The 16,820-nt window shown below is 72.6% G+C and carries 13 protein-coding genes; 9 read left to right on the forward strand and 4 right to left on the reverse strand.

Annotated elements, in window-relative coordinates:
* Positions 1-40: 40 nt before the first annotated feature.
* The 3 genes from IEZ10_RS17215 to IEZ10_RS17225 form a co-directional block, all read right to left on the reverse strand.
* On the reverse strand, positions 41-715 hold the full coding sequence (locus IEZ10_RS17215) for a B3/B4 domain-containing protein (RefSeq protein ID WP_189247528.1): 675 nt from the start codon (positions 713-715) through the stop codon (positions 41-43).
* A 140-nt stretch (positions 716-855) separates the two neighbouring features.
* Positions 856-3,390, reverse strand: a complete 2,535-nt coding sequence (locus IEZ10_RS17220; protein ID WP_189247529.1) for a glycoside hydrolase family 9 protein — start codon at positions 3,388-3,390, stop codon at positions 856-858.
* A gap of 323 nt (positions 3,391-3,713) precedes the next feature.
* Positions 3,714-4,607 (reverse strand): glutathione S-transferase family protein, encoded by an 894-nt coding sequence (locus IEZ10_RS17225; RefSeq protein ID WP_189247530.1) that lies wholly within the window; start codon positions 4,605-4,607, stop codon positions 3,714-3,716.
* A 117-nt stretch (positions 4,608-4,724) separates the two neighbouring features.
* Between IEZ10_RS17225 and IEZ10_RS17230 the strand changes: the two genes are divergently transcribed.
* The 3 genes from IEZ10_RS17230 to IEZ10_RS17240 all read left to right on the forward strand — a co-directional run bounded on the left by IEZ10_RS17230 (position 4,725) and on the right by IEZ10_RS17240 (position 7,710).
* Positions 4,725-5,768, forward strand: coding sequence for an MBL fold metallo-hydrolase (locus tag IEZ10_RS17230; RefSeq protein WP_229811364.1), 1,044 nt, complete (start codon positions 4,725-4,727; stop codon positions 5,766-5,768).
* A 249-nt stretch (positions 5,769-6,017) separates the two neighbouring features.
* Positions 6,018-6,524: a flavin reductase family protein gene (locus IEZ10_RS17235; RefSeq protein ID WP_189247532.1), complete on the forward strand. Its 507-nt coding sequence runs from the start codon at positions 6,018-6,020 to the stop codon at positions 6,522-6,524.
* Between the two features lie 190 nt (positions 6,525-6,714).
* Positions 6,715-7,710 carry a hypothetical protein gene (locus IEZ10_RS17240; protein ID WP_189247533.1) on the forward strand — a complete coding sequence of 332 codons (996 nt, stop codon included), beginning with the start codon at positions 6,715-6,717 and terminating at the stop codon, positions 7,708-7,710.
* Between the two features lie 294 nt (positions 7,711-8,004).
* Here IEZ10_RS17240 and IEZ10_RS17245 read toward each other — a convergent pair whose 3' ends face one another.
* Positions 8,005-9,066: an NAD(P)H-dependent amine dehydrogenase family protein gene (locus IEZ10_RS17245; RefSeq protein WP_189247534.1), complete on the reverse strand. Its 1,062-nt coding sequence runs from the start codon at positions 9,064-9,066 to the stop codon at positions 8,005-8,007.
* 337 nt (positions 9,067-9,403) lie between these two features.
* On the opposite strand from IEZ10_RS17245, the gene IEZ10_RS17250 reads away from it, so the two are divergent.
* From IEZ10_RS17250 to IEZ10_RS17275, 6 genes are all read left to right on the forward strand, one after another.
* Positions 9,404-10,300 (forward strand): SDR family oxidoreductase, encoded by an 897-nt coding sequence (locus IEZ10_RS17250; RefSeq protein ID WP_189247535.1) that lies wholly within the window; start codon positions 9,404-9,406, stop codon positions 10,298-10,300.
* Positions 10,301-10,619: 319 nt separating this feature from the next.
* Complete coding sequence (locus tag IEZ10_RS17255) at positions 10,620-12,134, forward strand: sugar ABC transporter ATP-binding protein (RefSeq protein ID WP_189247536.1); 1,515 nt, start codon at positions 10,620-10,622, stop codon at positions 12,132-12,134.
* Positions 12,131-13,219 (forward strand): ABC transporter permease, encoded by a 1,089-nt coding sequence (locus tag IEZ10_RS17260; protein ID WP_189247537.1) that lies wholly within the window; start codon positions 12,131-12,133, stop codon positions 13,217-13,219. The genes IEZ10_RS17255 and IEZ10_RS17260 overlap by 4 nt, the downstream gene beginning before the upstream one ends.
* Positions 13,220-13,335: 116 nt before the next feature.
* On the forward strand, positions 13,336-14,394 hold the full coding sequence (locus tag IEZ10_RS17265; protein WP_189247538.1) for an ABC transporter substrate-binding protein: 1,059 nt from the start codon (positions 13,336-13,338) through the stop codon (positions 14,392-14,394).
* Entirely contained in the window at positions 14,394-15,638 is a 1,245-nt protein-coding gene (locus IEZ10_RS17270) for a Gfo/Idh/MocA family protein (RefSeq protein ID WP_189247539.1), read from the forward strand. The genes IEZ10_RS17265 and IEZ10_RS17270 overlap by 1 nt, the downstream gene beginning before the upstream one ends.
* Positions 15,635-16,642 (forward strand): sugar phosphate isomerase/epimerase family protein, encoded by a 1,008-nt coding sequence (locus IEZ10_RS17275; protein WP_189247540.1) that lies wholly within the window; start codon positions 15,635-15,637, stop codon positions 16,640-16,642. Before IEZ10_RS17270 ends, IEZ10_RS17275 begins: the two co-directional genes overlap by 4 nt.
* Positions 16,643-16,820 lie beyond the last annotated feature (178 nt).

Raw genomic sequence — 16,820 nt, forward strand, 5'->3', positions numbered from 1 at the left:
GGTCACGCTGGAGGGCGATGTCCGGGAGATGCGATCCTCGTCACTCGCCGCCGGCGGGTCCGATGATCCTCGTCTCGACGCGCGCGCCGGGGCTGACGGCCCGCAGGAGTCCGGCCAGCTCCTCGCCGGCGGCGGTCAGCTCCCCGATCGTCATGGGTTCGAGCCGCTCCAGCAGGAACAGCGCGTCGGTCGTCTCCTCGGTGATCCGGGTCCGCACGCACTGGCGCCAGTTCCAGCGGCGGCAGGTGACGCCGTGGTCGTCGCGCCAGACCACCTCGCCGATCTCGGGGTGGTCGACGGACGGCTCGCCCCGGTCGGTCGTCTCGAACGGCTCGTCGCCCGTGGCGCGGACCAGCCTGGCCGGTCCCTCGTAGTGGCCGAGGTCCTCCCCGCCGATCGGCAGGCCGTGCCGGACGCTGACCGCGTTGTAGGCGTCGACCACGAGGTTGATCTCCGGCAGCGGCATCCGCCGGACCAGCGCGTCCACCGACGGCCGGGTCCGCTGCGGCTTGGCCCCGAAGGCGCGGTAGGCCTCCCGCCACGCCTCGATCCTCGGGTCCGCGGCCGGTACGGCGTCGCGGGCGGCCTCGGCCAGCCAGGCCCGCGACCGGTCGTCGGTCGGGCCGTTGCGCAGGCCGTACACGCCCATGGCCAGGACCGCGAAGTCGGGCCGCAGGGAGGTGACGGAGGGGTCCACCCGGATGTCGTCGATCACGTGCCCAGTTTAGGCGGGGCGTTCCGTCACCTCGGGGCCGGGGAAACCGGCCCGGAGCGGCGGGGCCGGCCCGGAGCCGTGGAAGCGGCCCGAGGGTCCCTCCCCGGCGGGCGCGCCGGGGAGGGACCGGGAGAAGACGCTCAGCGGCAGGGCGCGCCGTTGAGGAGGAACCGCTCGGGGGCCGGGTCGGCGCCCGGGGCGGACCTGCCGTTGAACCCGAAGGTGACCGACGCGCCGGGGGCGATCCTCCTGTTCCAGTCGAGGTTCCGCGCGGTGACCGCCGAGCCCTTCTGGTCGACCGCCGCGCTCCAGGCGCCGGTGATCTTCCGGCCGCCGAGGAAGGACCACTTCAGCGTCCAGCCGTCGATCGCCTTCGCGCCGGTGTTGCGGAGGGTGACCTGGGCGGTGAAGCCGTCGGGCCAGGCGCCGTGCCGGGTGTAGGCGACGTCGCAGGAGGCGGCGGGGGCGTCGTCGGCGACGAAGGACGCCACCCAGGCCAGCGGGGCGTTCCAGTTGATGGTCAGCTCGTTGGTCGACCACGACTCGATGTCGTCGATGTAGCAGAACTGCGGGGCGCAGCCGCGCAGTTTGGCCTGGGCCACCGGATCCTGGAGGCCGGAGTTCGGGCCGCCGGCCAGGGTGCCGCGCGGCGGGTTGGGCAGGGACGGGTCGAGCTGGTGGGAGTACCAGCGGCTGTGCTGGTTGTGCGAGGAGACCTCGCCGTAGCCGGTGACGTACGACTGGTTGAGCGCGTTGCGGCCGAGGACGTAGTCCATCGTCTCCACCGCCCCGTCGCGGTACTTCGCCTCGCCGCTCAGGTCGTGGGCGACGGCCAGCACGACCGCGTTGTTCAGCACCTGGCTGTTGGAGCCCCACTCGAAGCGCGCCGGGCCGTACGGCATGCCGTACGGCTGCGCCTTCTGGACGGCGAGGTACTTGTCCGCGCCCGCCAGGACCGACGCCCGGACGGCGTCGCGGCCCGGCAGGCCGTTCGGCACGGCGGCCAGGTCCAGGCGGCCGAGCTGGGCGACGCTGCCCCAGTTGAAGCCCTCGGGATGGAAGATGTCGGCCTTGTGCAGCGGGGAGGCGAGGACGCGGTCGGCGAACTCCTTCTCGCCGGTGGTGATGTACAGCTCGGCCGCCGCCCAGTAGAACTCGTCGGTCACGTCGGCGTCCTCGTAGGCGCCGCCGCCCACGCCGTCGGAGGGGCTGGCGTAGATGCCGGGCTCGGCCTTGGCCGCGGCCCACGCCCTGCGGGCGGCCCTGAGGTTGCGCTCGGCGAACGCGGCGTCGTACGGCGCGAACAGCCGGGCGGCCTGGGCGGCGGTGGCGGCCAGGTTGAGGGTGGCGGCGGTGGACGGCGGGTGCAGCTCGCGCTTCTGCGGATCGCGGTGCGGGAGCAGCGGCAGGCCGGTCCAGTTGGCGTCGTGGATCTTGTGGTGGGCCATCCCGGCGTGCGGCTTTCCGTCCGGGACCTGCATGCTGAGCAGGAACTCCTGCTCCCAGCGGGCCTCGTCGAGGACGTCGGGCACCCCGTTGCCGCTCTCGGGGATGTCCAGCTGTCCATCGGCGAAGACGCCCGTCGCCGCGGCCCGCTCGAAGGCCGACATGAGCTGGTGGACCGAGATGCCGCCGTTGACGACGTACTTGCCGTGGTCGCCGGCGTCGTACCAGCCGCCGCTGACGTCGAGGGAGTAGTCGCAGACGCCCGGCTGGCAGGGCACCTTCACGTCGCCCTGGTTCGGCGCGACGCCCAGGTGGCCGGCGGGCCTGCCGTACCCGGGGCGGAGGTCGTCGCGGATCTCGGCGCCGCTGCGCTGGGGGTAGTAGAACTTCAGCGCGTCGTCCCGCAGCCGGTCGTAGAGGTCGCGGCCGATGTCGAAGGGGCGGCTGGTCTCGCCGTCGGCCTCCAGCGTGTAGCCGGTCCCGGCGGCGGTGAAGGAGCCGAAGTCGACGGAGTGGACGTTCTGGCCGGAAGTGGCGTCCGTCCCGCGCGGGGTGGTCTCGCCGGTCGCGACGACCTCGTCGCCCTTCCTCAGGCGCCAGGTCACCGGCTCGGTCCGCTCGGTGACCAGGGTGGCGTTCTTCGGCCCGGAGGGGAGATAGCCGACCATGTTCACCCGGACCCGCGGGCCGGTGTCGGGCTTGTAGACGTCGGGCTCGGCGCCGCCCTTGAGGGAGACGTCGTCCAGGCAGAAGCGCCAGGGCGTGGCGCCGCCGCCGAGCTGGAAGACCACCTGGGCCTTCGGCTGGTCGACGGGGGAGGTGAAGGTGTAGGCGTAGTCGTTGCCCGACACGCTCAGCTCGGGACTGGCCGACAGGTAGGCGGTGTAGGGGTCGGAGGGCATCTGGACGATGGCCTTGGCGACGTGCCCGGGGTCGGCGGCGGCGAAGAACGAGAACGCGTAGGTCTCGTCCTTGACCAGCGGGATGTCGTTGATCCCGACGATGACGTCCCAGGGGTTGACGGTGCCGCCGGGGACGTCCGCGCAGAGCCGGCCGCCGTCGACCTCCAGCGCGGTGTTGGCGGTGCTCCACCAGGGGGCGGAGCCGGTGTCGAAGGTGCCGTTGGGGATCTGCTCCGGCCCCTCCTCGGCGGCGGTGGCGGGCACCGCGGAGAGGGTCACCGCGGCGGCGGCCACGGCGAGGGCGAGCCAGGCGGGGGGTCTGATCACGTGGTGTCCTTCGGGGGCGCGCGGTCAGCGGGTGCTCGGGAACCGGGGACGATCCGAGAGGGTGGTGGGAGCGTTCCCACGGATGGGACGCGCCGATGGTTCCAGCGTGTTTCCCGGGGCGTCAACGGCCCGGTCCCGGCGCGCCCGCTGACCGGCCCGACGGCGGTTCGCCCGGTGAAACTTTCACGGAGCGCCCGACCGGGCGGGAGACCGGCCGGGCGAGGACCGCCCGGTCCGGCGGCCAGGGACCGGCCGGGCGGTCGGGGATCGGCCGGGCGGTCAGGGGCCGCCGGCGTCGCGGCGGGTGCGGGTCGGTCCGGCGGTCAGGGGGCCGTCCAGTCGATCTCGGGGCCGCGGGGAACGATGCCGGTGGGGTTGATGTTCCGCTGCGTCACGAAGTAGTGCCGCTTGATGTGGTCGAAGTCCGTCGTGTCGCGGAAGGCCGGGATCGCGTACAGACGGCGGGCGTAGGCCCACAGCGCCGGATGGTCGGTCAGCCGCCGCACCGAGCACTTGAAGTGCGAGTGGTAGACCGCGTCGAACCGGGCGAGCGTCGGGTAGAGCCGTACGTCGCTCTCGGTGAGGGCGTCACCGTGCAGGTAGGGGCGGTCGGCGAGCCGCCGCTCCAGCGCGCCGAGCGTGTCGAACACGTCGGTGACCGCCTCCTCGTACGCGTCCTGCGAGGTGGCGAACCCGGCGCGGTAGACGCCGTTGTTGAGGCCGTGGAAGATCCGGTCGTTCAGCTCGTCGATCTCCGCGCGCAGCGCGGCCGGGTACAGGTCGGGGGCGCCCTCGGCGTGCCAGGGCGCGAAGGCGGTCTCCAGGGTCAGCGTGATCTGCGGGTAGTCGTTGGTGACCAGGACCCCGGCCTTGGCGTCCCAGACGCAGGGCACGGTGTAGCGGCCCTCGAAGCCGGGATCGGTCGCGAGGTAGAGCTCGGAGAGGAACTCCGCGCCGGTGACGGGGTCGCCGCCGGGGATCCGCCAGCCCCGCTCGTCGCGGATCGGGTCGACGATCGTCACGCCGACGACGTCCTGGAGGCCGAGGAGTTCGCGCACGATGAGCGAGCGATGCGCCCACGGGCAGGCGTAGGAGGCGTAGATCCGGTAGCGGCCGGGCTCGGGCGGGTGCTCCCCGCCCTCCTCGATCCGCGCGGTGAACCGGTTCGGCTGCCGGACGAAGCGCCCGGTGTCGGAGGTCTCGCGTGCCAGGTCCATGCTTCCGACCGTACGGCACCGCAGTAGAACATCGTTCGGTAACCCGGCAGAATCACGGGAGAGTCGGGGTGACGAAGGGAGAGGCGGGAGATGCGGCGGGACATGAGGAGAGAGAAGGTGACCCCGGCGAGCGAGGCCCAGCGCGAGGCGTGGCGGAGCGGGGGTTTCCCCGAGGTGGAGCGGGTGCGGCCGGGGGTGTGGTCGATCCCGGTGCCGATCCCGATCAACCCCCTGCGCTACGTGCTGGTCTACGCCCTCGAACTCCCCGGCGGGGTGGCGATCGTGGACGCCGGGTGGGACACCGACGAGGCGTACGACGCGCTGGTCGCCGGGCTGGGGGTCGCCGGATACGAGATCACCGACGTCCGGGCGGTCCTGGTGACCCACATGCATCCCGACCACTACGGGCTGGCGGGGCGGGTCCGCGAGGCGTCGGGCGCGTGGATCGGCCTGCATCCGGCGGACGCCCGGCTGCTGCCCGGCCGCTACGACGAGAGCCTGGTCGGCGACCTCGTACGGCGCGAGCGCGGCCTGCTGGCGCGGTCCGGGGTGCCGGAGCCGTCCCTGGACGAGCTGGCCGGGGCCTCCATGATGATCCGGCGCTTCGTGAGCATGGCCAAGCCCGACCGGCTGATCGAGGACGGCGAACGCCTCGACCTGCCCGGCTGGGATCTGCGGGCGGTGTGGACGCCCGGCCACTCGCCGGGCCACCTGTGCTTCGCCGAGCCGGAGCGGCGGCTGCTGTTCTCCGGCGACCACGTGCTGCCCCGGATCACGCCGATCGTCGCCGTCCACCCGCAGTCCGGGCCCAACCCGCTCGCCGACTACCTGGAGGCGCTGGCGGCGGTGGGCCGGCTCGACGTGGAGGAGGTGCTGCCCGCGCACGAGTACCGCTTCCTGGAGCTGGCCGGCCGGGTCGGCGACGTGATCGCCCACCATCACGAGCGGCTGGCCGAGATCGAGGCGGTGGTCGGCGCGGCGGACGGGATCTCCTGCTGGGAGACGGCGACCCGGCTGACGTGGTCGCGGCCTTGGGAGAGCATCCCGTCGTACATGCGGCGGGGGGCCAACAACGAGACGCTGGCGCACCTGGTGTGGCTGGAGACCGCCGGGCGGTTGCGCCGGATCGCCGGCGAGCCCGATCTCTGGTTCCCCGCCTGAGTCCCCCGCCGGACGCCGTCCCCGGCCGGGCGGCGCCTGAGCCCGGGGCGCGGTGTGGGACCGCCTTCCCGGTGCGGTCCCCGCCCGGGTGACGGCCGCCCGCCCGCACCGCCGACGCCCGGCGCGGTCGGTCCCGGTCCACTCTCGGACATCCGATTCAGGGGAGATTTACCACACTTCGGGAAGATATGGCGCTGGTACCGGGTTATGGGCGGGCGGGCGTGACGTCGGAGAAGACGAGGAGGAACGGTGACCGAGGCCATCTCAGGCCGGGCGATCGACGCCCAGCGGTTCCGGCGGGCGCTGGCCCTGCACGCGGCGGGGGTCGTCGTGATCACCGCGCAGTGCGAGGAGGGTCCCGTCGGGCTGACGGCCACCTCGTTCTCCTCGGTCAGCCTTGAGCCGCCACTGGTCTCCTTCTACGTCGGCCGGGAGTCGAGGACCTGGCCCAGGCTCCGCGAGGCGGGCTGCTTCGCGGTGAACGTCCTGGCCGGCGACCAGGCGGAGCTGGCCGCCCGCTTCGCGAGCCGGGGCGTCGACCGCTTCGCCGCCCCCACCGTCTGGGAACTCGCCCCACCGGGGGTGCCGCTGCTGGCCGGGGTGTCGGCCCACCTGGTGTGCGAGCCCCACTCGACCGTGGACATCGGTGACCACGTGCTGGTCGTGGGCCTGGTGGCCGAGGCCCACATCGATCCCGGGGGGCTGCCCCTCCTCTACCATCGCGGCCGCTTCGGCCACTTCGTCCCGCATTCCTGAGCCGCGGGCGGGCGTCCCCGGACCGGGACGCGACGCCTCCCGGCGATGACGCGGTGCCATCGACGGCGGTCACCGATACGGGTGGATTTTTCGGACAGATCCCTGTGGAGTCTGCTAGGAAATCCCAGGACCGAAATTCATCCCGGAGAGGGACGCTGTGGAACCGGAGAACCTGTCCAGACCGTATGTCATGCGGCACCATCCCGATCAGGAACCGTACGACGAGGACGCCCGCGAGCGGACCGGTCCCATCGAACCGATCGCGCGGCCGCAGGACGCGGCGCCCCCGGCGGGGGACGTGCTGTCGGACGGATGGGTCCTGGTGGAGGAGCGGGGAGCGGCCGGCGGCGGGGAAGAGTTCCCGGAGCGCACGGAGCGCACGGAGCCCGCGGGGCTCTCGGAACCCGAGGCGGCCCGTCGCACCGGTTCCCCGGACCTGACGCCCGATGACGACCGGCGTGACGAGCTCACGGAGCTCGATGCCATCAGGGCGGACGGAACGGCCGGAACGGACGGATCATCCACGGCCGAGTGGACACCCGACCACGACGCGGCGGCCACAGCGGAGCGGGACTCCGACCGTGACGTGGCCATCGCGATGTGGGGACCCGATGGCGACGGTGGACCCCGGCGCCGGGGCAGGCTCCTGCTGGCGGCCGTCACGGGTGTCGTGACGGTGGGTCTCGCCGGGGGCTGGTTCCTGTCGTCCATGGGCGACTCGACGCCCGACGCCGGGTGCTCCGCGAACGGCCGGTGCGTGAAGGCCGAGGTGCCCCAGGCGCCCGCCGACGCGCCGACGAAGGCGGTGAAGGAGCGGCCGCGGCCCGTGGAGACCACGCCGCCCCCCGCCGAGGAGCGGGCCACCGCCGCGCCGGAGACCTCCCGCTCCGCCGCGCCCCGGACCAGTGAGCCCCGCCCGGAACCGGCGCGCGCCACGCCGACGGCGAGGCACACCGCGGAGCCCACCCGGGAACGCGAGGAACAGCGCGACATCGACCACCGGCCGCGCGTCACCTCCGCCCCGTCGGCCGAGACGCCCGACTCCCGGCAGAGCACCGCGCCCGAGCAGACCTCCCAGACCTCCCAGCCCGAGCAGCCCTCCGGGCCGGCCGAGACCACCGTGCCGGCCCAGAACCCGCCGCCCGAGAGGGAGCGGCGCGGCGGCCTGCTCGACTGGCTGTTCTGAGCCCCGTCCCGGGTCGCGTCCCCGGGACGGGAAACGGACGCCGGAAAGGACATCGGTGGCGGGCGCCGAACGCGGTGGGAGCGGCTCTCCGGGGATAAGCGCGCCGGTTCCGGAATTGGACGAGCGCCGTACCGGGCCGACGCGCCGCGGGTGCGGCCGTGTCACCACCGGGTCCGTCGATAAAAGGCGATTATCCCCAAATATCACCTATTTCATTTCATTTATGGACGGTGCGGGAACGTCCTCCGTCGGCCGGACCGTACGGTGCCCGCCGGCCGGGCCGTACGGTGCCCGTCAGGCGAGCCGTACGGTGCCCCGGCCGGTGGTGAGGGGCAGGTCCAGGATGGTGCGGATGCCGGGCGGGGCCGCGCAGACGGCGGCCACCGCGTTGACGGCGTGCGCCGCGGCCCCGGCCAGGCCGTGGGACATCTCCTCCACGGCGAGCGTCATCTGCGGGACGCCCTCGATGTGCACGGTGAACCCCGGGTCGGACCAGCGGCTCACCCTGGTGGAGTCGGCCTTGTAGACGCACTCCACGGTCATGAAGGGACGGCCGCGGACCAGCCCGCTGAAGGTCCAGCGGGACGCGCACACCGTGCCGGCCCGTACCGGGCCCGCGGCGATCTCGAACTCCTCGGTGGCGAGCTCGAACTCGTCGCTCTCCTCCACCTCGTCGAGGGTCACGCCGAGGTGGCCCGCGACGAGCTGGACGCTCTCGGCGAACAGCGAGCGCTGCAGGACGCGGAACGGGCGCACCGCCGCGGCGTAGTCCTTGGCCGAGCGGGTGAATCCGTACAGGTCCACCACGATCTGGCGGGACGGGTGGCCCCGGAAGTCGGACGACTCGCGGACGTAGATGTGGTCGATCCGGCTGGACAGGCCGCTCAGCGCCAGGGGCAGCATGTCGCTCATGAAGCCCGGGTTGATGCCGGTGCCGTGCAGCGAGGCGCCGCCCCGGTGGCAGGCGGCCTCCAGGCGGTCGACCAGGCCGCGGCCGTGGCAGGCGGGGTAGACGAAGCCGGTGGTGGTGATGACGTTCTTGCCCGAGGCGAGGAGGGCGCAGATCGTCTCGACGTCGTCGATGGCGCTCCCCTCGCCGAAGAACGCGGCGGGCAGCGGCATGTGCAGCACGCAGTCGGCGTCCAGGGCGAGGATGCGGTCGACGTCGTCGGTGCAGATGACGCCGGTCTCGGAGAGGCCGACGAGCGTCCCGGCGTCCTGCCCGGCCTTGTCGGGGTCGTAGACGAGCACCCCGGCCAGTTCGAACTCGGGGCGGGTGATCAGACTGCGCAGCGAGTAGCGGCCGACGGCGCCGGTGGCCCACTGGACCACGCGGAGGGGCGGCTGTGTGGCCATGCCATGCCTCCAGCCCGGTTCTGTGGGCGGGGGTGCGGTCGGAGGAGCGCCATCAATGACCCTCGCCCTGTGCGGGGGCAGAAACTTTAGCAGAAATTCACATGTCCGCTCACTATCCACGATGGTTTCACTTCGGGCGCGTTTTCCGGGCGCCCGGCGGGGTCTTCTCCTGATCCCGGGAGAGGGTCGGAGGATCGTGCGGGAGAGGCGCGGGGCGGGCTTCCGGAGATGCGTCGGGCGGGCTTCTGGAGAGGTGATCTGGCGGATGAAAGATGGCATTAGACGGCTTTGACGGATATTGTGCGAAAAACAGAACTATATTCTCCAGGGAGTCCGGATGACGGAGCTGCGGTTCGACGGCAGGGTGGCGATCATCACCGGTGCCGGGCACGGTCTCGGCCGCTCGCACGCGCTGACACTGGCCGAGCGCGGCGCGAAGGTGGTCGTCAACGACCTCGGCGGCACGCTGGACGGCACCGGCTCCTCCGCCGGTCCGGCCGCCGAGGTGGCCGAGCTGATCGCCAAGAACGGCGGGGAGGCCGTCGTCAGCACGCACGACGTCGCGACCCCGGAGGGCGCCGCCGCGATCGTGCAGACCGCGATCGACGCCTTCGGCAAGGTGGACATCGTCGTCAACAACGCGGGCATCCTGCGTGACAAGTCCTTCGGCAAGATGAGCGTCGAGGAGTTCGACCAGGTCCTCGCCGTCCATGTGCGCGGCTCGTTCCTGGTCACCCGGGCCGCCTTCCCCCACCTCAAGGAGCAGGGCTACGGGCGGATCGTCAACACCTCCTCGCCGGCCGGACTGTTCGGCAACTTCGGCCAGGCCAACTACTCCACCGCCAAGATGGGGCTGGTCGGCCTCACCAAGACGCTCGGCATCGAGGGCGCCAGGGCGGGGATCAGGGCCAACGCGATCGCGCCCATCGCCTGGACCCGGATGACCGAGTCGCTGCTGCCGGCCGAGTTCGAGGAGAGGTTCACGCCGGGCCGGGTCAGCGCCCTGGTCGCCTACCTGGCGCACGAGTCCTGCGAGACCAGCGGCGAGGTCTTCAGCGTCGGCGCGGGCCGGATCGCCCGGGTGTTCGTGGCCGAGGGGCCCGGCTGGCGGCAGGAGGACCACACCGTCGAGGACATCCGGGACAACTGGCAGGCGATCATGGCCGAGCAGCCGTACCTCACCCCGACCACCCTCGGCGAGCAGGCCGGGGCGTCGCTGCGGGCCATGCTCTGACCTCGCTCCGGCCGTTCTCCGATCATGTTCCTGCGGTTCACACGGGCCGCGCCCTGACCTCCGTGCGGCCCGTGCCGCCATCCGTACTCTGACGTCCGCCTGCCGAAGGGCGCCCCAGCCGGGGCGCCCTTTTCGCTGTTCAGAAGCGGTTTTCGGGGGTTCGCACGCCCCCACCCGCACGGCCCGCCGGACTTTTGCGGATTTCTGCAAAAGTTCGGTGACTTTCGGCGAAAGGTCTTCACAAGCCGGGAAGAAGGGAGTTACCTTCTGCTGCACCGGCTCCAGATGCGGTCAGACCCCCGACCCCCAGCGAGGTTCCATGTCCGCCGTCACCCCCCTGCTGCAGATGAAGGGCATCGTCAAGCGGTTCCCCGGCGTGCGCGCGCTCGACGGCGTCGACCTGGAGGTCCTGCCCGGCGAGGTGCACTGCCTGCTCGGCCAGAACGGCGCCGGGAAGTCCACCCTGATCAAGGTCCTGGCCGGCGCGCACCGGCCCGACGAGGGCGTCGTCACCCTCGGCGGCGAGGAGGTGCGCCCGGCGAGCCCGATCGACGCGATCCGGCTGGGCATCTCCACGATCTACCAGGAGCTCGACCTGGTCGACGGGCTGACCGTGGCGCAGAACGTCTTCCTCGGCCACGAGCCGTCCCGTCTGGGATTCGTCGGACGGTCCGAGGCGGGCCGCGCCACGCGCGGGCTGCTGACTCGGCTGGGACACGGCGAGATCCGCCCCGGCACCGAGGTCGGCCGGCTGTCCCCGGCGGCCAAGCAGGTGGTGAGCATGGCGCGGGCGCTGTCCCGCGACACCCGCCTGATCGTCATGGACGAGCCGTCGGCGGCGCTGGCCCACGACGAGGTGGCGAACCTGTTCCGGATCATCCGGGAGCTGACCGCCCAGGGGGTCGCGGTGATCTACATCTCCCACCGGCTGGAGGAGATCCGCGAGATCGGCGACCGGGTGACGGTGCTCAAGGACGGCCGCACGGTGGCCGTCGGCCTGCCCGCCAAGACCACCCCGACCGGCGAGATCGTCTCGCTGATGACCGGCCGGTCCGTGGAGCACGTCTTCCCGCCCCGGCCGGACCCCGGGAGCCACGAGGACCGTCCGGAGGTGCTGCGCGTCGAGGACCTCGCCGTCCCCGGCGTCCTCGCCGGCGTCTCCTTCTCGGTGCGGGCCGGGGAGATCGTCGGCTTGGCGGGGCTGGTCGGCTCCGGCCGCTCGGAGATCATCGAGGCCGTCTACGGCGCGCGCCGCTTCACCGGGAACGTCCTGCTGGAGGGACGGCCGGTGGGCCGGGGCGGCACCGGGCGCACCGTACGGCTCGGCATGGGCCTCGCCCCCGAGGAGCGCAAGTCCCAGGCGCTGCTGCTGGACCAGAGCGTGACCCGCAACATCTCGCTGGCCGGCCTGGGCCGCTACTCCCGGCTCGGCTGGCTCGACCGGCGCCGCGAGGCCGCCGACGCCCGCGCCCTCGTCGAGCGGCTGGACGTCCGGCCGGGCGACCCGGACCGGCCGGTCAAGACGCTGTCCGGCGGCAACCAGCAGAAGGTCGTGCTGGCCCGCTGGCTGCTCAACGAGCGCAGGCTGCTCCTGCTGGACGAGCCCACCCGGGGCGTGGACGTGGGCGCGCGGGCCGAGCTGTACGCCGTCATCCGGGAGCTGGCCGACTCGGGCATCGGGGTGCTGCTGGTCTCCAGCGAGGTGCCCGAGGTGCTGGGCCTGGCCGACCGGGTGCTGGTCATCCGCGAGGGAACGGTCATCCACCAGGGTGACGCCCGCGACCTGGACGAACATCGAGTGCTTGACATGATCATGGAAGGCGGTGCGCTGTGACCGAATCGCAGGGCGGGGCCCCCGCGAGCCCCGCGAGCCCCGCGAGCCCCGCGAGTCCCGTGGACGTCGCCGGGCCACCGGCCGGACCGGACGCCCCCGGCGCCGCCGCCCCCAGGCCCGCGCCCCCACCGGCGGCCCGGCTGTCCCGGCTGGGGGAGGTGCCGCACCTGGGACTGGTCGCCGCCCTGGCGCTGCTCGCGGTGGTGGGCCTGGTCACCGTCCCCGACGCCTTCGCCAGCGCCTCCAACCTGGTCGGCATCCTGTCGCTGGCGGCGACGATCGGCGTGATCACGGTCGGCGCGACGTTCGTCATCATCGGCGGCGGGATCGACCTGTCGGTGGGGGCCGTCATGGCGCTGGCGTCGGTGTGGGCGACCACGCTGGCCACCCAGTCGTACGGCCCGCTGGTCATGATCGTGTGCGCGGTGCTGGTCGGCGCCGGCGCCGGACTGGTCAACGGCCTGCTGATCGCCTACGGGCGGCTGGTGCCGTTCATCGCGACGCTCGCCATGCTGGTGGCCGCCCGCGGCCTGGCCCAGCGGATGTCGGACCGCAGGACCCAGCTCGTCCAGCAGGGCAACCAGGCCATCGTGGACCTGTCGACCACGCGGGTGTTCGGCGTCCCGGTGCTGGTCTACATCTTCGCGGTCGTGGTGGCGGCGGGTTGGATCCTGCTGAACCGCACCACGTTCGGCCGCCGCACCTACGCGGTCGGCGGCAACCCCGAGGCCGCCCGGCTGGCCGGCATCGACGTGCGCCGCCACACGATGTGGCTGTACGCGCTGTCCGGGCTGTGCTGCGGCATCGCCGCCGTGCTGATCATGGCGCGGACCACCACCGGCTCCTCCACCCACGGCGACCTGTACGAGCTGGACGCGATCGCCGCGGTGATCATCGGTGGCACGCTGCTGACCGGCGGCCGGGGCTCGATCGTCGGCTCGATCCTCGGCCTGCTGATCTTCACGGTGATCACCAACCTGTTCATCCTCAACGGTCTCAACACCAGCGACCAGCTCATCGCCAAGGGGCTGATCATCGTGGTGGCCGTGCTGCTGCAGCGGCGCAGCCTGCGCTCACCGACCTGACCGGCGCCGCCGGCCGTACGGCCCGCGACACCATCCGGCCCGCGGCGCCGTACGGCCCGCCGTGCCGTCCCCGTCCGCGACACCCCCCACCCCCCACGGGAGCAAGGAGAACAACCATGTCCACACCAGTCGGTCGCCGGGGGATCCTCTTCGGCGGCGCGGCGATCGGCGCCGGGGCGCTGGTCACGGCCTGCACCGGCAACACCCCGGCAGGCACGGCGGCCACCTCGCCCCCGGCCGCGCCCGCACCCGCCGGTGACAACGACAAGCCCGGCGAGAAGGTCGTGATCGGCTTCTCCGCGCCGGCCGCCGACCACGGCTGGATCGCCGCGATCGCCAAGAACGCCGAGAGCACCGCCAAGCAGTACTCCGACGTGGAGTTCAAGCCGGTCGAGCCGACCAACGACATCAACGCGCAGATCTCGGCGGTGGAGTCGCTGATCGCGGCGAAGGTGAACGCGCTGGTGATCCTGCCCAACGACGGCCAGCAGCTCAATCAGGTCGCCCGGCAGGCCGCCGACGCCGGCATCCCGGTGATCAACCTGGACCGGGTGTTCCCCGACAAGCTGTCGTACCGGACCTGGATCGGCGGCGACAACTACGGCATGGGCGTCGCGGCCGGCCACCACATCGGTAAGACGCTCAAGGACAAGGGCGTGTCGAACCCGGTGATCCTGGAGATCCAGGGCATCGCGACGCTGCCGCTGACCCAGGACCGCAGCAAGGGCTTCGAGGACGCGCTGAAGACGTACGGCTTCTCCGTGACGGCCAAGCAGGACGCGCAGTTCACGGTGGAGTCCGGCACGAAGGTGGCGAGCAACCTGCTGCAGGCCCACAAGAAGATCGACGCGATCTGGAACCACGACGACGACCAGGGGGTCGGGGTACTGGCCGCGATCAAGGAGGCCGGGCGGAACGAGTTCTTCATGGTGGGCGGCGCCGGATCGGCCAACGCGATGCGCGAGATCCAGGCCGGCTCCGGCGTGCTGCAGGCGACGGTGACCTACAGCCCCACGATGGCGTCCTCGGCGATCAAGCTGGCCCGCCTGATCGCGCAGGGCAAGGGGATGAGCGACCTGGTGGAGAACGGGGTGCCGCAGTCGATCACGCTGGCGTCGGAGACCGTCACCAAGGACAACGTCGACAAGTATCTGCCGCTGGGGTTCGAGTCCTGATGGCCGCCGACAACAGGCCGACGCTGGGGATCGGCATGGTCGGGTACGCGTTCATGGGACGGGCCCACTCCCAGGCGTGGCGCAGCGCGGGCGCGTTCTTCGACCTGCCGGTCAGGCCCGTGATGGCGGCGCTGGCCGGCCGGTCGAAGGAGTCCGTGGCCGCCGCCGCCCGCGACCTGGGCTGGGCGGCGGCCGAGACCGACTGGCGCGACCTCGTCGCCCGCGACGACGTGCAGGTGGTGGACATCTGCACCCCGGGCGACTCGCACGCCGAGATCGCGATCGCCGCCCTGGAGGCCGGCAAGCACGTCATCTGTGAGAAACCGCTGGCCAACACGGTGGCGGAGGCCGAGGCGATGACCGAGGCGGCGAAGCGCGCCGCGGCCCGCGGCGTGCACGCCATGGTCGCCTTCAACTACCGCAGGGTCCCGGCCGTCGCGTTGGCCCGCCGGTGGGTGGCCGAGGGCCGCCTGGGGGAGCTGCGCCACGTGCGGGCGCAGTACCTCCAGGACTGGATCGTCGACCCGGACTTCCCGCTGGTGTGGCGGCTCCAGCGGGACATGGCCGGGTCCGGCGCGCTGGGCGACATCGGCGCGCACATCATCGACACCGCCCAGTTCGTCACCGGCCGCCGCCTGACCGGCGTGTCGGCGCTGACCGAGACGTTCGTCAAGCACCGCCCGCTGGCCGAGGGCTCCGCCGGGCTGTCCGCGGGCGGCGCCGCGCGGGAGACCGGCGAGGTAACCGTGGACGACGCCGCGCTGTTCATCGGCCGCTTCGAGGGCGGGGCGCTGGGGTCGTTCGAGGCGACCCGGTTCGCCGCCGGCCGCAAGAACGCGCTGCGCCTGGAGATCAACGGCTCGGCCGGCAGCCTGGCCTTCGACTTCGAGGCCATGAACGAGCTGTGGTTCCACGACCACACCCTGCCCGCGTCCGAGGCGGGCTTCCGCCGGGTCATCGTGACCGAGGCCGACCACCCCTACGCGGGGGCGTGGTGGCCGCCCGGCCACGGCCTCGGCTACGAGCACACCTTCACCCACGAGGTGAAGGACTTCGTCGAGGCGGTCGCCGCCGGCCGGGCGCCGTCGCCGTCGTTCGCCGACGGCCTGCGGGTGCAGCGGGTGCTGGCCGCGGTCGAGGCGAGCGCGGCGGACGACAGCCGGTTCACCGCGGTGGAGGACGTCCCGCGCGCGGGCGCCGCCGTACCGGACGCCGTCCCCCAGACCCCCGAGGAGGAATCATGACCCGACCCGTCACGCTGTTCACCGGGCAGTGGGCCGACCTGCCCTTCGAGGAGGTGTGCCGGCTGGCCGCCCAGTGGGGCTACGACGGTCTGGAGATCGCCTGCTGGGGCGACCACTTCGAGGTGGACAAGGCCCTGGCCGACGACTCCTACGTCGAGCGTAAGAAGGAGACGCTGGCCAAGCACGACCTGAAGGTGTGGACGATCTCCAACCACCTGGTCGGCCAGGCCGTCTGCGACAGTCCCATCGACGAGCGGCACCGGGGTATCCTGCCCGCGCGGATCTGGGGCGACGGCGAGCCCGAGGGCGTGCGGCGGCGCGCCGCCGAGGAGATGAAGGACACCGCCCGCGCCGCCGCGAAGCTGGGCGTGGACACGGTGGTCGGGTTCACCGGCTCGTCCATCTGGCACACCGTGGCGATGTTCCCGCCGGTGCCGCCGTCGATGATCGAGGACGGCTACGCCGACTTCGCCGCCCGGTGGAACCCGATCCTGGACGTCTTCGACGAGGCGGGGGTGCGCTTCGCCCACGAGGTGCACCCCAGCGAGATCGCCTACGACTACCACACCACCGTGCGGACGCTGGAGGCGATCGGCCGCCGCCCGGCCTTCGGGCTGAACTGGGACCCCTCCCACATGGTCTGGCAGGAGATCGACCCGGTCGGGTTCATCCTGGACTTCGCCGACCGGATCTACCACGTCGACTGCAAGGACGCCAAGGTTCGCACCGGGGACGGCCGGCGCGGCCGGCTGGCCTCGCACCTGGCCTGGGCCGACCTGCGCCGCGGCTGGGACTTCGTCTCCACCGGCCGCGGCGACGTGCCCTGGGAGGACTGCTTCCGCGCGCTGAACGCGATCGGCTACGACGGGCCGGTCTCCATCGAGTGGGAGGACGCGGGCATGGACCGGCTGGACGGCGCGCCCGACGCGCTGGCCTTCATCCGGGCCCTCAACGCGATCACCCCGCCGGCCGCGGCCTTCGACGCCGCCTTCTCCACCGAATAGGGGCTCCCGCCGGTACGGCCCGCGCCGCTCGTCCGCACGGGCGAGGGCCGCGGGCCGTACCGGCACCGCGGCACCCCGCTCCCACGTGCCGCCACTCGATCAGGCGGCCGTCGCCGATGCGGCGTGGACCCGTTCGGCGATCCGGCGTGCGACCTCGGCCGGTCCGGGACCGGGACCG

The sequence above is a fragment of the Streptosporangium pseudovulgare genome (assembly GCF_014648055.1).
Taxonomy (GTDB): domain Bacteria; phylum Actinomycetota; class Actinomycetes; order Streptosporangiales; family Streptosporangiaceae; genus Streptosporangium; species Streptosporangium pseudovulgare.